At 32.1% G+C, this 16190-nt stretch carries 11 protein-coding genes; all 11 read right to left on the bottom strand.

What is annotated here, in order from left to right:
- Window positions 1–202 precede the first annotated feature (202 nt).
- Window positions 203–1039 (bottom strand): AbiJ-NTD4 domain-containing protein, encoded by an 837-nt coding sequence (locus RG22_RS05030; protein WP_034041355.1) that lies wholly within the window; start codon window positions 1037–1039, stop codon window positions 203–205.
- Between the two features lie 134 nt (window positions 1040–1173).
- On the bottom strand, window positions 1174–1791 hold the full coding sequence (locus RG22_RS05025; RefSeq protein ID WP_034041354.1) for a hypothetical protein: 618 nt from the start codon (window positions 1789–1791) through the stop codon (window positions 1174–1176).
- 480 nt (window positions 1792–2271) lie between these two features.
- On the bottom strand, window positions 2272–2832 hold the full coding sequence (locus tag RG22_RS05020; protein WP_034041353.1) for a hypothetical protein: 561 nt from the start codon (window positions 2830–2832) through the stop codon (window positions 2272–2274).
- 38 nt (window positions 2833–2870) lie between these two features.
- Window positions 2871–5423, bottom strand: a complete 2553-nt coding sequence (locus tag RG22_RS05015; RefSeq protein ID WP_204244172.1) for an ATP-dependent helicase — start codon at window positions 5421–5423, stop codon at window positions 2871–2873.
- A gap of 14 nt (window positions 5424–5437) precedes the next feature.
- Window positions 5438–6799 carry a DNA recombination protein RmuC gene (locus RG22_RS05010; RefSeq protein WP_034045755.1) on the bottom strand — a complete coding sequence of 454 codons (1362 nt, stop codon included), beginning with the start codon at window positions 6797–6799 and terminating at the stop codon, window positions 5438–5440.
- Between the two features lie 67 nt (window positions 6800–6866).
- Window positions 6867–8033, bottom strand: a complete 1167-nt coding sequence (gene xerA, locus RG22_RS05005) for a site-specific tyrosine recombinase/integron integrase (RefSeq protein ID WP_034041352.1) — start codon at window positions 8031–8033, stop codon at window positions 6867–6869.
- A 125-nt stretch (window positions 8034–8158) separates the two neighbouring features.
- On the bottom strand, window positions 8159–10417 hold the full coding sequence (locus tag RG22_RS05000; RefSeq protein ID WP_034041351.1) for a polyribonucleotide nucleotidyltransferase: 2259 nt from the start codon (window positions 10415–10417) through the stop codon (window positions 8159–8161).
- A gap of 359 nt (window positions 10418–10776) precedes the next feature.
- Window positions 10777–11046, bottom strand: coding sequence for a 30S ribosomal protein S15 (gene rpsO, locus RG22_RS04995; protein WP_034041349.1), 270 nt, complete (start codon window positions 11044–11046; stop codon window positions 10777–10779).
- Between the two features lie 129 nt (window positions 11047–11175).
- Window positions 11176–12033 (bottom strand): acetyl-CoA carboxylase, carboxyltransferase subunit beta, encoded by an 858-nt coding sequence (accD, locus tag RG22_RS04990; RefSeq protein WP_034041347.1) that lies wholly within the window; start codon window positions 12031–12033, stop codon window positions 11176–11178.
- 306 nt (window positions 12034–12339) lie between these two features.
- Complete coding sequence (gene fbaA / locus RG22_RS04985) at window positions 12340–13407, bottom strand: class II fructose-bisphosphate aldolase (RefSeq protein ID WP_034041345.1); 1068 nt, start codon at window positions 13405–13407, stop codon at window positions 12340–12342.
- A gap of 203 nt (window positions 13408–13610) precedes the next feature.
- On the bottom strand, window positions 13611–16163 hold the full coding sequence (tamL, locus tag RG22_RS04980; protein WP_034041343.1) for a translocation and assembly module lipoprotein TamL: 2553 nt from the start codon (window positions 16161–16163) through the stop codon (window positions 13611–13613).
- Between the last annotated feature and the right edge of the window lie 27 nt (window positions 16164–16190).

The raw sequence follows: 16190 nt of genomic DNA, 5'->3' as shown, positions 1-16190 counted from the left end.
GTTGCTATTAATTCATCTATTGCCTAAAAAATTTAATGTTTCGTTTGCGTGCCCTTGTGGTTATTCTTCCTAACGTGTTTGTATATGGTTTGTTGCGTGGTTAAGCAACTAAAAATAAAAACCGAATAGAAAATCCGCGAGGATTTTCGTAAGTAGGCTAGAACCAAGCAATAAATTATATACGGTGTTGGCAACAGTAATTTTACATCCTACTTTTTAAAAAATTTATAAATGCAGAACAAGTAGTCAACATAAATTTTGCTTCGTAAAAATCAATTTCTCTGTCGCTTTCTATTAGCGCGTGTCTAATTCCTGCGTCATCACTTGTGTAACCATATAAGGAACTAAAAGCTTTCTTCAAAGCTGGGTGCAAATGTCCATCATTTTCAAGTTTCTTTAATGTTTGTCCCAATGTTGATTTATCATCTCCAATAAATATCTTGCACATAGATTCGATTGCAGATATAGATTCTTTAATTGAGTTTCTATAATCAGGATTTTGTTTGTCAGAAAGTAATTTCAATGAAGTCTCTAAATGTGTTTTTACCGATTTAAAAGAATCATTGTTACTTATTGCATCTTCAATTGCTTGTATTTCTTCTTTGGATGAAATTGGTACAATTTGAGAATTTAGAAATCTATAACCAGCTTTTTCTCTTTCAAAAATTTTATTAAATAATTCAAAATAGTCACCTTTTGAATATTTTCCGGAAAACTCAATCAAATCATAAATTTCGTACCATTCTGTTTTATCAGAAAAAAAGAATTTTCTAATATGATTAATTAAGGAATCTTTGCTCACATATTGGTCCTGGGATATTGGTGATGTATCTATAGGTAGTTTGAAAAAATTTAACCAAAGAGAATATGTATATATATAAAGTTCTTTCCGACCTGTAGTGTAATTTTTTCGTTCTAATTTATTTATATAGTTATCAAGAAATATTGTCCATAGCGAATTTTTCAATTCAATATCTATGATTTCAAATTGTAATTCTTGTTTTATCGATTTATATCCTAATCTTTCGGAAAATTTCATTCGTTTGTTTTATTGTTGCCAATGGTCTCGTATAAGAATAGTTGCGGGTTTACGTGCGAGGATTTTCCGCAGGAAAATCAGACGTAGTATACTTGCAACGACCTTTGGTTAAGCCCAAAATCGAGCAATTATTTTTATACATTGTTGCCATTAGTACTTTTTTCAGATGCTATTTTATTTATTCTCGGTTGTATAAACCAAATTCCGATTGGAAAGAACCAAATCATAAAAAATTCTCCTATAAAATCACTAAAAGTAACAGTTCGTTTTAATTCAGTCGTTTTGATTGTTTTCGATACAAAATATAATAAATAGAACATACAGAACATTGAAAATAGATGCATTGGAATGACAATAAATAACATTTTTCCAACAATTCCGCCAGCAGCATTATTTCCAGACGAAAATCCGTAAAATGTAGTTCCGATTATTATTAATAAGAAAAGAATATAAGTCAGAGGAATGAAGAAGAAAATTTTAAACTTTTTTATTTTCATATTAATGTCAGTCGGAATATACTTCTGTAGTCCAATTCCAATAGACCAAAACCAGCCAAAAAATAGTCCAACGTAAATGACCATTATTATTGGAAATATCTTCATCATGTTCAATATTCCTGTTTGGTCAGGATTTCCGTTTGAGTCAATATTCGCAAACATTGAAGTCATAACGACTATTTGTATAAGAATCGGAATTCCGAACATTAAAGTGAATAATAGCCAATGTTTAGCATTTAAAAATTTATTTATCATTTAGTTCGTCGGTTTTTCAGTATTAATGGCAACCCGCAAAGTATAAGGTTCGTGGATGCGCAGCATACAGGTTGGAACCGTTTGCTGCGCTCTATGAATCTTATAGCTTGTTAGGTAGTAGTTACCATAAGGGTTTTCAATTAGTTAATAAATATACTAAAAGTTAGTCAGAGTGCAGTCTATACTTTGCGGGTTAGGAAGAATAAGCAAACAGTGGAAATTTTAAATTTTATGATAAGCGATAAGCTTGTGCTGTGACTTGATTTATGGTTACGTGTTGCTATTAATTCATCTATTGCCTAAAAAATTTAATGTTTCGTTTGCGTGCCCTTGTGGTTATTCTTCCTAACGTGATTGTGTAAGGAACGTTGCGGTTTTGTGTGCGAGGATTTTCCGCAGGAAAATCAGATGTAACAAAAATGCAACGACTTTTGGTTTAGCCTAAAATAAGCAATGTTTTTTACACGGTGTTACCTGTAGTTATTTTTTCCGATATACTTTTAAATTATACTTAAATTCAGTTCCGTCACTTTCCAAAAATTCAAACACTTTCAATTCCGTTTGAGTGATTTCCGCTATTTCTATTTCGTTTTTCGTAAACTCAATTAAAGAACCAGATTTTTTTAATTGTTCCAAAAGGCCAGGCGCAAGTTTGTCAATCGGAACGTTGTATTTTGGTTTGTCAAAGGTCATTATAACGACCTTTTCTTTTGAGTCATATTCCCATTTTCCACTTTCACAATTCTCCGCGTTTTCACAACCAATTAGTTCATAAGTCCCATTTTTTTCAATCCGCATACTTGGTCGCCAAACAACTTCATTGGCAGTAATTGTGTCATTTACAAAATGTTTTATTTCGGCAATTATTTTTCCGTTTTTATCAGTCAATTTTTCAAACTCCCACGTTCCGATAATCAGATTTTCAATTTGTTTCGCACTTTTCTTTGTTTTTGCATTATCAACTAATTCCAAGTAAGATTTTGATGATTGACAATAAGTTAATATTGGCAATAATATGATGGCAAGCAGTATGTTTTTCATAATTACAGGTAACGGTCTTGTATAAGAGTAGTGGCGGTTTAAGACCACAAACCTTTCAGTTTAGACCATAAATTATTTTTATTATTTTCTTTGGGTTTAGCACTATTCCCGCCATTACTTTTATACGTTGTTGGGCTTAGTATTTTTTCCTCCGTTTCTTGTTCCTTAGTCGTCTCTTTTGCCGATTTTTTTGGTTCGACTATTAGTTCTGATTTAATTGTTTCGTCTTTTATTTTATCAAGTAATTCCTTTTCTTCTTTTAAATCAGCTATTCTTTTTCTAATCAAGTCTTTCTTTTCCTCTACGCTGGTTTCTTCCGGTTCGGGAATTTCAGGTTTTTCGCTTTGTTTAATTTGAATTTCGTTTTTTACAAACGAATTCCAATCTTCATCCGATTTTGATTTTTCAGTCTTTTCTTCCTCTGTAAGTTCAGTTTGCTTCTCGATTTTCGTTATACCTCTAAATTCAAAATTTATCGGTTTCGTTTTTCCCGTTTCGAGAAACTCAATTTGATATTCTCCTTTTTCTTCGTTTACTTCTATCACTTTGCCTTGTTTCCAAATCAAGTGATTTACCAAGTCTCCAACATCAAATTTCTTTTTAATTAATTGTCGACTTGCGTCAAGTTTAAGTTGTTCTTTAGCCTCATTTATGATTTCTTGACTTAATTCTCCTTTTCGCACAAAATAATTGTCGCTTATTTCAAATAGAAAGCGTGAAGGATATTTATTTAAACCTGTGCTGAAATTGAATCCTTCTGATTCAGTCATATAAAATGCTTTTTCGGCTCTTGTAATTGCAACATATGTTAAACGTCTTTCTTCTTCAATTGCTTTTGCTCTTCTTTCTTTAATTGACATTGCACTTGGTAATACACCTTCTGTGAAGCCACAAAGAAAAACGTAAGGAAACTCTAAACCTTTAGAAGTGTGGATAGTCATTAATTTAACTCGGTCATTTCTATCATTTTCAATATCCATATCCGTGTAAAGTGCAATTTCTTGCAAATATTCAGTAAGGTTTATTGGTTCTTCGTCTTGTGTTTCTAATAAAATTATAGAGTTCTGAAGTTCTTTGATATTATCTAATCTATCTGTGTCTCCATCAGTTCTGTAATAAGCAGATAACCCACTTTCGTCCATTATTTCTTTTACTAAATCTGAAATAATTAAATCTGCTTTTGATTTTTTATACTTTTCTATAAGTTCAACAAATTCAATTGCACCTTTCCGACTTAAATCTTTGTCAGTTATGTTTTGTTGCAAGGCTGAATAAAGAGAAATGCCTTCTTTTTCGGCAATTTTCGCTACATTTTCTATAAATTTTTTCCCTAAACCTCTACTTGGCGTATTTACAACTCTTAAGAAGGAAAAATCATCTTCAAATTCAATCAATCGTAAATATGCTAAGACATCTTTAATTTCTTTACGTTCAAAAAATCGAATACCGCCAAAAACCGAATAAGGAATATTTTCTCGAATTAGAGATTGTTCAATACTACGTGAAATATGATTTGCTCTGTATAATATTGCAAAATCTGAATATTTACAGTTTTCATCTTTTACAAGTCTTTTGATTTCATTTGAGACCCATAATCCTTCTTCGTAATCATTTTCTCCGTGAAAGTGAACAACTTCAACACCTTTTGGATTTTGAGTAAACATATCTTTATCTACTCGAATTTTGTTGTTTTTTATGATGTGATTACCTAGACTTAAAATATTTGGTGTTGAACGATAATTTTGATTCATTATGATTGTTTTTGAATCAGTAAATTGTTTATCAAAATCAACCAAAATTTCAGGTTTTGCACCTCTCCATTCATAGATGGTTTGGTCTGGGTCGCCAACCACGAAAAGATTTTTATGGAACTGAGAAAGCATCTCAATTAGCATAAATTGTTTTTGCGAACTATCTTGAGTTTCGTCAACTTGAATATAGTGTAATCTCTTTTGCCACTTTTCAAGAACATCAGGATTATTTACGAATATGTAAAGAGCAAAATTTAGTAAATCGTCAAAGTCTAAAGCGAAATTTCTTTGTTGTTTTTCCAAATACCGAATAAAGACCTTTTCAATTTCGTTATCTGTTTCTTTTTTCTTTGATTCAAGGATGTATTGCAGATATTCCTGTGAAGTTTTTTGTTTACTGATATATCTTAAAACTTGCTTAAAAGTAAAGACTTTTGATGTTAAACCCAACTCATAATAAACTTGTCGAAGAACAGTTTTTTGGTCTTCAACGTCCATTATTATGAAGTTCTTTGGGTACTTAATTTTGTTTATGTCTTCTCTTAAAACTCTAACACAAAATCCGTGATAAGTGGTTATGTAACTTAAGTCTGAATTTTCTCCGACTAATCGTTTTACTCTTTTTCGCATTTCCTGTGCTGCCTTATTTGTAAAGGTTACACAAAGAATATTGGAAGAGTTAATTCCTAATGCTTCGACAATGTAGGCATATCTTTGAGTGAGAGCTTTAGTTTTTCCCGAACCTGCACCTGCAATTACTCTAACAAAACCTTCCGTTTCTGTTACAGCTTCCAACTGTTGTTCGTTCAAATTTTCTTTCAGTTTCTCAATGCCATTCATTATTAAAGGTCTTTTTAATCTTCATCATCTAAGTCAATAACTCCATCTTTTAGTTCGGGAAATACCTTTGTAGTATCTATTTCGTCAAGTGAAGTTACATCTTTAAGTTTTCTTTGAATTGCTCTTGTACGAACACCCATCACATCATCTAATTGATTTAAGCCTGTTCTTATATTATTTTGAGCTTTTGACATCATACCTCCAAAATTTTCAAATTCTTTTTTTACTGCTCCCAAAACGTGCCAAACTTCACTACTTCTTTTTTGTATCGCAAGTGTTTTGAATCCCATTTGTAAACTGTTTAGAATTGCAGCTAATGTTGTTGGACCTGTTACGATTATTTTAAAATCTCTTTGCAAAGTTTCTAATAATGAAGCTTTTCTAACCACTTCTGCATAAATACCTTCAAATGGTAAAAACATAATTCCAAAATCTGTTGTATTTGGTGGGTCGATATATTTTTCGCTAATATCTTTCGCCATTTTCTTTATCGTGTTGTCCAATTCTTTTTGAGCAAATTGAATTTTGTCTAAATCTCCATCTTCATAAGCTTCTTGAAGTTTTTCATAAACATCTTTAGGAAATTTAGCATCTACAGGTAGCCAAACAACAGATTCATCTTCATTTTTCCCTGGTAGTTTTATGGCAAATTCAACTGTTGCTGAACTACCTTTTTTTGTTTTTACATTTGCTTCATATTGGTCTGGTGCAAGGATTTGTTCTAAAAGCATTGCAAGTTGAACCTCTCCAATTCCTCCACGCATTTTCACATTACTAAGCACTTTTTTCAAACCACCGACATCAGTTGCAAGGTTCTTCATTTCTCCTAAACCTTCTTGAACAGATTTTAACTGTTTGCCAACTGTCTCAAATGATTGAGTTAAACGTTCATTTAATGTTTTTTGAAGTTTTTCGTCAACTGTTTTTCTTACTTCATTGAGTTGTTTTGCGTTATCCTCTCTAATTTCTTTTAGTTGATTTTCAACTGTTTCTTTTACTTCCTTAATCCTTTTTTCGGACTCTTGATTTATTTCAGTTTGTTGCTTGCTAAAAGCATCAAATCTATCTTTTAGTAAATCGTTTAGTCTTTTTGTATTAGTTTCAAACCCTTCTTTGAAACCATCCAAAGATTTTGATAATTCTTCTCTTTGATTTTTTGACAAGGAACTTGATTCTTCTCTATTTCTTTGAAATTCATCTTTCATTGACTTGTCGGTTCTTTCTAATGAAGAATCAAATTTTATGAGTGAATTTTTTGTTTCATTGAAATTTCCCTCAATATCAAAATCAAGTTTTATCTTTTTAAATAAAGTGACAATCAGATTTACAGCAAGTAAAATTATCAGTATTAAAAGTAGTATTATTTCTGTCGTCATATTTGGTTTTTGTATTAAGCCCAACTCGTTATATAGTAACATTTATTACCGATATCCCGTAAATAAGTCAGGATATAGTAAGTTTTTTGTTACTGTTATCCCGTAAAGATAATTTTTTTATGGCATTATCTAAAGGACTTTTTATCTCTTGTAAATCTTTTCTTGTAACATGGGTATAAAGCATTGTAGTTTCTGGTCTAGAATGTCCTAAAAGTTCCTGAATATAACGAATGTCTATACCTTGCTCTAACATGTGTGTGGCATAACTGTGTCTAAGTGTATGAGGTGATACCGTTTTTGTAATACCAGCGGCTTTTGTACTTTTTCTCAGAAATGCACGAATAGATTCTGGACTGTATTTTCCCCCTTTAGGGTTTTCAATAAAGAAAACTTTAGGTTTATAGGTATTGTGATAATTCTTAAGTAAAGGGAAAAGACTTTCTGCAATAGTTGTATATCTGTCTTTGCGACCTTTACCATTTTTTACATGTAGTTGTTTCCGCTTAAAATCAAAATCACTAAGTTGTAAATTGATTAGTTCTCCTATTCTTAATCCAGAGCCATATAGCATAGCTATTACTACACGATGTTTTATATTTTTTGTTAATTGAAGTAATGAAAAAATTTCTTCAATACTTAAAACAGTAGGTAGTTTTTTGTCCTTTTTTGGCATGTGAATTTTTTCTAAGTTTATGGAACAAGCAGGATAGAAATATGCAAAATGCGTTAAGCCGCTAACCATTTGCCGGTGAGTACTAATAGCATAGTTTAGTTTGCTAACAGCCCATTCTATATAATATCTTACATCATTTTCATTGAGTTCGTTTACGGGTTTTTCACCAGTAAAGCGTAAAAATTCAAGTATAAAACTGCCATAAGACGTAATGGTACTCTTGCTAAACCTTTTACCTTTAAGAAATTCTAAAAAATGACGATAGACTTTGGTTTTTTCTGGATTTAATGGTTTGAGTTCAATTTTAATGCCCTTACTAAAACGTGGAATTTTATTTTTTCTAGTATCATTTAATATTTGAAAACCTCCTTTTTTTATATAGTTTTTAATATCTTCTAGTCTTACTTCATCAAAATAGATATAAAATGTACGGTGTGTTTTTGTCCAATAAACACCATTAAATTTTTTTATATATTCTTTTACTTCAAAGTTATAAGGGAATTTAATAGCTATGCAGCTTTTGGAATTATGAGTAAAGGGTTCTAATGTAATTGAAATCATAGTTTTAAAAATTACAATTTTGTTATAAATGTATAGAAGCCCTAAACTAGGTTAAAATTTTAAAAATAAAAAGCCTGTTTCTTAATTTGAAACAGGCTTTAATAAATTGTAGATTAGTGAAAGAATTAATCTTCCTTTTTATCTTCTCTAGGTTTTCTGTCATCACGACGGTTGTCACGTCCGCGATTATCTCTACCTCTGTTATCGCGTCCACCACGACTATCTCTAGAGTTATCTCTAGGTGGTCTTGCTACATAACCTTCTGGTTTTTCTAAAATAGCTTTACGAGATACTTTTTCTTTACGAGTTCTTGGGTCTACGCCAAAGTACTTCACATCAAAAACATCACCCATATTTACAACGTCACTTACATTTTCAGTACGTTCCCAAGCCAATTCACTTACGTGTAATAAAACCTCATTACCTGGAGCATCTAGATATTCTACAACAGCACCAAAATCAAGCATTTTAATCACTTTTACTTGGTAAACGTTACCAACAGTTGGCTTAAATAATAAAGAATCTATTTTTGCTAAAACAGCGTCAATACCATTTCTGCCAACACCTAAAACTTCAACAATACCTTCTTCAGTTACAGGGTCTTCATTAATAACAATAGTAGTATCAGTTTCTTTTTGTAATTCTTGGATCACTTTTCCACCAGGACCAATTAATGCACCAATAAATTCATTAGGAATACGTCTTGTAATCATTGTAGGTGCATGATCCTTAACTTCTGCATTTGGTGTAGCTATAGTATCAGTTAACTTTTCTAAGATGTGTAAACGGCCATCACGAGCTTGTTTTAATGCATTCACTAAAATCTCGTATGATAATCCTTTTACTTTAATATCCATTTGACAAGCGGTAATACCATCGGCAGTACCAGTTACTTTAAAGTCCATGTCTCCTAAGTGATCTTCATCTCCTAAGATATCAGATAATACAGCATACTTTCCAGAATCAGCATCAGAAATTAATCCCATAGCGATACCAGAAACAGGTTTCTTTAATTGAACACCAGCATCCATAAGTGCCATTGTACCAGAACAAACTGTTGCCATAGAAGAAGAACCGTTAGATTCTAATACTTCAGAAACAACTCTTACTGTATAAGGACAATCCTCAGGAACCATACCTTTTAAGGCACGTTGCGCTAAATTACCATGTCCTACCTCACGACGAGATGTTCCACGAATAGGTCTTGCTTCTCCCGTTGAAAAAGGAGGGAAGTTATAGTGTAAATAGAAACGCTCTTCACCTTCAAAAGATGGCATATCTATTTGGTTTGCCTCTCTAGATGTTCCTAAAGTTACCGTAGCCAAGGCCTGAGTTTCCCCACGCGTAAAGATTGCCGAACCATGTGTAGATGGTAAGTAATCAACCTCACACCAAATAGGTCTGATTTCGTCAGTTTTTCTACCGTCTAAACGTAAACCTTCATTAAGTGTTAAATCTCTAACAGCAGCTTTTTCAGCTTTACTGTAGTATTTAGAAATTAATCCGCCAATATCTGCTAATTCTTCTTCAGAAAACGTAGCTTTTATGTCTTCTTTAATTTCAGCGAATGCAGCACTACGTTCATGTTTTGCAGAACCTGCTTTTGCTACAGCATACACTTTATCATAAGCTAAGTCATGGATTTTTTGAGCTAAATCTGCATCTTCTCTTTCTGGCTCGTACTCACGTACTTCTTTTTTACCAAAAGCTTCAGCTAACGCTACTTGGGCTGCACATTGTACTTTAATAGCTTCGTGCGCAAACTTAATAGCTTCAGTCATTTCTTCTTCAGAAATCTCATCCATTTCACCTTCAACCATCATCACAGAATCAGCAGAAGCTCCAATCATCATATCGATGTCAGACTCTTCTAATTGTGCTCTTGTTGGATTGATAATGAATTCTCCATTAATACGACCAACTCTAGCTTCAGAGATTGGACATTCAAATGGGAAGTCTGATAATTGGATTGCTGCAGAAGCTGCCAAACCTGCCATAGCATCTGGCATAACATCATCATCATGAGACATTAATTGAATCATCACCTGAGTTTCAGAATGATAATCTTTTGGAAATAACGGACGTAAAACGCGGTCTACTAAACGCATCGTTAAAACTTCTCCGTCACTCGGTCTTGCTTCTCTTTTAAAGAAACCTCCAGGATAACGTCCTGAAGCAGCAAATTTTTCTCTGTAATCTACCGTTAACGGTAAAAAGTCAACATCTGCTTGCCTGTAATTGGAAACAACTGTACATAATAACATACATTTTCCAGATTGTACAACAACGCTACCATGCGCTTGTTTTGCTAATTTTCCGGTTTCGATAGAAATTTCTCTACCGTCTCCTAGGTCAATGACCTCTCTAAAAACTTTTGGAATCATAAATTTTTTCTTGTAATTCAAGCATAATTGTACTCAAATCATGTTAAACAATGGTCGTTGTGTTGTGTGTAGTTGTGTGTGTGACCAATGAAAAACTATAACTAGCTTCTTCTATTTTTGTCATTGCGAGCCACGTTTTTTTGCGTGATGTGGCAATCTGCTCCTTTTGGAAAGATTACCACGTCGTTACCTTCTCGTAATGACGTCGTAACGTTTTTATATTATTTGGGCGTTACCCCAAAAGGGTCGGGCTTTCCGCTATATCTTTTTTGCTTTTAATGGCAAAAAAGGATGCCGCTTCAATCCCTAACGCAAAAATAAAAAACCACGCGAAAAGCGTGGTCTTTTATTTTTTAAGTTTATTTTCTTAAACCTAATTCTTTAACTATAGCACGATATCTTAAAACATCTTTCTTAGTTAAGTAATCAAGTAAGCTTCTTCTTTTACCTACTAATTTCACTAAAGAACGCTCTGTATTATAATCTTTACGATTGTTTTTTAAGTGTTCAGTTAAGTGATTAATTCTGTGCGTAAACAATGCAATCTGTCCTTCTGCAGAACCAGTGTCTTTTGCATTTTTACCGTGTTTTTTGAAAAGTTTTTCCTTTTCTTTTTTTTCTAAATACATGCTAATATTATTGTAAATGATTTTTATGTACACGAAAGCCTTTCTTTCGAGCGGCAAATATAGTAATTTTTAATGATTTTATAGGAAATCTATAAAAAAGAAAAGCGACTAGAAAAGTCGCTTTTTATGTTATGCTCTTAATGGTTGATTTGTAATTAAATCAATGTATTGATTTACTTTATTTTTTAACTCTTTTCTGTGAGTAATGAAATCTAAGAAACCATGTTCTAGTAAAAACTCAGAAGTTTGGAATCCTTCTGGTAATTCTTTTCCTGTAGTGTCTCTTACAATACGTGGTCCAGCAAATCCTATTAAAGCTCCTGGTTCTGCGATATTAACATCGCCTAGCATAGCAAATGATGCTGTTGTTCCTCCAGTAGTTGGGTCGGTACATAATGATATATATGGTATACCTGCATCTGCTAGTTGTGCTAATTTTACCGATGTTTTTGCCAGTTGCATTAGTGATAATGCAGCTTCCATCATACGAGCACCTCCAGATTTTGAGATAATCATAAAAGGTAGTTTATTTTTTAATGCGTAGTCTGCTGCTCGTGCAATTTTTTCGCCAACAACGCTACCCATTGAACCACCTATAAAAGCAAAATCCATACAAGAAACAACTAAATCTTTTCCTTTTGATTTTCCTACAGCACTACGTACGGCATCTTTTAATTTGGTTTTTTCTTGAGCAGCTTTTAAACGCTCCGGATATTTTTTAGTGTCAACAAACTTAAGAGGGTCTTTAGATTCTAAATTAGCATCTAATTCTTTAAATTTATTGTCATCAAAAAGTATTTCGAAGTATTCTTTACTGCCAATTCTAACATGGTAACCATCTTCTGGACTTACATAAAAGTTTTGTTCTAACTCTTTTGTGTCAACAATTTTGCCTGTTGGAGATTTGTACCAAAGCCCTTTTGGAGTATCTTTTTTTTCTTGAGTACTAGTTTGTATTCCTTTATCTTTTCTTTTAAACCAAGACATAGTGATTTACGATTTTAGATTTACATTTGCCAATATTTTATATATTGGTAAACCGTGTTAAGGATTGTAGTGACATCCTTTTTGTTTTTTGCAAAAAGATACAGCCCTTTAAACTGCGCTCAAGATTAACTACAAGCCTGACGGCAAAATTAAAGCTTTATTTTAATTTTGTGGTAACGCATAGTCATTTTATTAACGAAATTCTTGTAGGACGCTTGTAATATGGTATACCCGAATGCTATAAATATAAAAGATCCTGCGATAAAGCAAGATCTTTTATATGTTTTTGTAATAAATTACTTTAGTTTATAATGTGTTTACATTATTAAGGTCTTCGAATGCCTTTTTTAAACGTGCTACAAATGTTTTTTCGCCTTCGCGTAACCAAACACGAGGGTCATAATGTTTTTTATTTGGAACATCATCGCCATCAGGATTACCTATTTGTGCTTTTAAGTATTCTGATTTTTCGCCCATATAGTTTCTAATACCTTCCATAAAAGCATATTGTAAATCGGTATCGATATTCATTTTTATTACACCATAACTGATACCTTCACGAATTTCTTCTACTGTAGAGCCAGATCCACCATGGAATACAAAATCGATATGATTGTGTTCAACGCCGTATTTTTTAGTGATAAATTCTTGAGAATTCTTTAAAATTTTTGGAGTTAGTTTTACGTTTCCTGGTTTGTAAACACCATGTACATTACCAAAAGCTGCTGCAATAGTAAATTGTGAACTCACTTTGCTTAATTCTTCGTATGCATAAGCCACTTCTTCTGGTTGTGTATATAGTTTAGAATCGTCAACATCAGAGTTATCTACACCATCTTCTTCACCACCTGTAATACCAAGTTCAATTTCTAAAGTCATGCCCATTTTAGACATTCTTTCTAAATAGGTTTTACAGATTTCAATGTTTTCTTCGATTGGTTCTTCAGAAAGATCAATCATATGTGAACTGAATAGTGATTTTCCAGTTTCAGCATAATGCTTTTCACTAGCATCTAATAATCCATCAATCCAAGGTAGTAATTTTTTAGCACAGTGATCTGTATGTAAAATTACTGGAACACCATAAGCTTCAGATAATGTGTGAACATGTTTTGCGCCAGCAACTGCGCCAGCAATAGCTGCTTTTTGGTTGTCGTTACTTAATCCTTTACCAGCATTAAATTGTGCGCCACCATTTGAAAATTGAATAATTACTGGAGCGTTTAAATCTCTTGCAGTTTCTAAAACACCATTTATAGTATCTGAACCAATAACGTTAACAGCAGGAAGTGCATAATTATTAGCTTTTGCATGATTAAAAATAGCTTGTACTTCTAAGCCTGTTGCAACACCTGGTTTTATATTATGTTCCATTTTTTTATTTAATTGATTAATAATTAGTAGGTTTCAAAAGTAATCAATTTTTAAATAAATAGTTGTGTTTTTATTAAGCGAAACGATTAAAAAGGCACTAAAACGTTATAGTTTATGTATTGAAAAAATAAGATTTCCGCAAAAGCGAGAATAATATTTTAGAGGTACGCGAATGGATGATATTAATAAAATTCATTTTGAATTTAAAATGGATAGTTTATGCCAATATTATAAACGGCATTGGCGAAATTGTAATCGTTAAACCAACGGTTTTGATTTCTGTAAAAAGGATCGTAAGTTTTAAAACCTATATCGAAACGGAAAATAAAAAAACTAAAATCGTAGCGAAAACCAAATCCAGAGCCAATGGCAATATCTTTTAAAGAACTCAAGTCTGTAAAAGTAGCTCTATCGTCTTCTACATCATCAAGCACATTCCAAATATTACCTGTATCAATAAATACAGCACCGTTTAAGTTTTCAAATATATTAAAACGTTGCTCTACGCTAAATGCTAATTTTAAATTGGCTTCGTTAAACTCGTCTGTGGTTTCTGAGCTTCCGGGGCCTAAGCTATAAGCAGTCCAAGCACGATTATCGTTTGCGCCACCTGCAAAGAAACTTTTAGAAAAAGGAATGCTAGATGAGTTTCCGTAAGGAATGGCAATACCAAAAAAACCTCGCATTGCCAGTACATTTTTCCTGCCTAAATCCCAGTGTTTTACATAATCGAACTCTGTTTTTATGTATTGCGAATAGGCAACATTAAATAGCTCGTAACGGTTATTTTCATTTTTATTAAGACCTAAAAGTCTTGAGGTGTTTGCAAGTAAATTTCCTGCTGCTTCTATTTTAAAACGAAATATTGAAAAATCTTCGTCAAATAAATTTTGACGTTTATCTTGTGTGAAGCTAAAACTTGATGAAAAAATTAAGTTGTTTTCTGTTAATCGTTTTTTTCTTTCATCAATACTGTTTACTGTTTTATATTCTGTTGGATTATTTGCTTCAAAGCTATTGTCGTTTAAGACTAAATCAATAAAAGGGTCCGCTCTTTCTTTGATTAAAATTTCGTTACCATTTTCATCTAAAGTGATAAATTCTGAAGGCGTATTATATGTGTTTAACGCTATGTTCTCTAGAGTTTTAAAAGAATTTTGATAAATACCAAAATAGTTTCCAATATTAAGATTTCTAACATATTGTACGTTAAATAAATCGAGCCTATTTGTAGCTATGCTATTTGGGTTCCATTTGTAATTAAATGTACCTGTAAAAGTTTGTTTGTCTAAGCCAATATTAGTTTGACTGGTTGCAGATAAACTAATTCGGGTTGATGGCGACATGTATTTAGGTATGATATTCTCGGTATAAAAAGGCGAAAATAATCGTGGAATAGTTAGTTTTAAATCGACACCAATTTCATTAATATCAAAAAATTGATCACGATTGTCGCCAGCATCTTTTGAAGCACCAATAGCACCAATAGCAGATATTTCAAAAGTTTCTGCACCTCTAAAAATGTTTCTAATTAATAAACTAGGGTTTAATGCAAAACCAAAAGATTGTATGTTGCTTTGCGAAACTTCTGCACTAAAACCCAAACCGAATTTTTTTAAAGGCGTTAACCTAATTGTATCTGATAGTAAATTATTTTCTTTCTCAATATACTCAATATTTGGGTACTTAAAAGTTCGTAATTCGTTTATATGTCTAAATGTTCTTGTTCTATCAATATCTTTAAAAATAGTACCTGGGTTAATAAAAATAGCATCTGTTAATGCTTTTGGACGATATTTAATTTTATTGTAACCGTATAATTTATAGCCATTATAAGATATGGAGTCTTGAAATGGTTTGTTTCTGTTTTCATAAGTGTAGTCTGTTATAATGTTTACATCTTTAATGGTATAAATTTTAAAAGACTCTCGTGTAATAGTATCTTGAGTTCTAATAGCTCTATCTTGAATGATAACATTAATGTTTGCTTTTTTATTGGTGTCAACCGTATCAACTGTAAATCGAATATAGTCTTGATTAAAATGATATACGCCAGAATTACGCATTTCACTAGCAATTCTATTGCGTTCTGAACCTAAAACAGGAATAACATATTGGTCATTTTGTTTTATTAAAGCTCTTCCTTTTACTTTTTCGTATAAGGAATCTATAACAGGCGATTTAATACTTTTTGTAATAGAATCTATAATGTAAGGCTTACCATGCTTTACAAAATAATCAATACTTGCGCGTTTATTATCTTTTTTATCGATATCATAATTTACATCAACATTACTCCAACCGTTAAATTTATAATAGGACTCTAAACGTTTTGTGGTTTTCTTTGTTTTTTCTTCGTCAATAATTACTGGGGGCTCTCCTGTTTTTTTTAGCCAATTATTAAAGCCTAAAGCAGAAGCTTTAAGTCTGTCTACTTGTTTTTGAGAATATACTTTTCTTAAACGCTCGCGTCTTTCAGGTTTTTTGTCTAGCCATGCTTCAAAAATAGAATCTCTATTTGGGCGTGCTAAATTATATATGTTTAGTCTTAAATTACCAATTAAAGGAAGCTTGCTGTTAGGTTTTTGGTGCAATAAAGAGGTTATAGTTTCTGTATTATTCTTTTTATCGTTTACATATATCGTATTTTCTACAAGCAGATGCTCATCATCGGCAACTCTTTTAACGGTATTACAAGATGTAACATATCCTGCAATAAAAAATAATAGTAGTATTTTTAAGAATTGTTGTTGCAAACGAAATTATATTTAATTCAAATTATG

The sequence above is a fragment of the Wocania ichthyoenteri Th78 genome (genome assembly GCF_000789235.1).
Lineage (GTDB): Bacteria > Bacteroidota > Bacteroidia > Flavobacteriales > Flavobacteriaceae > Wocania_A > Wocania_A ichthyoenteri.
The sequence above is the reverse complement of the archived record's forward strand: the minus strand, read 5'-3'. Positions and strand labels throughout refer to the sequence as shown.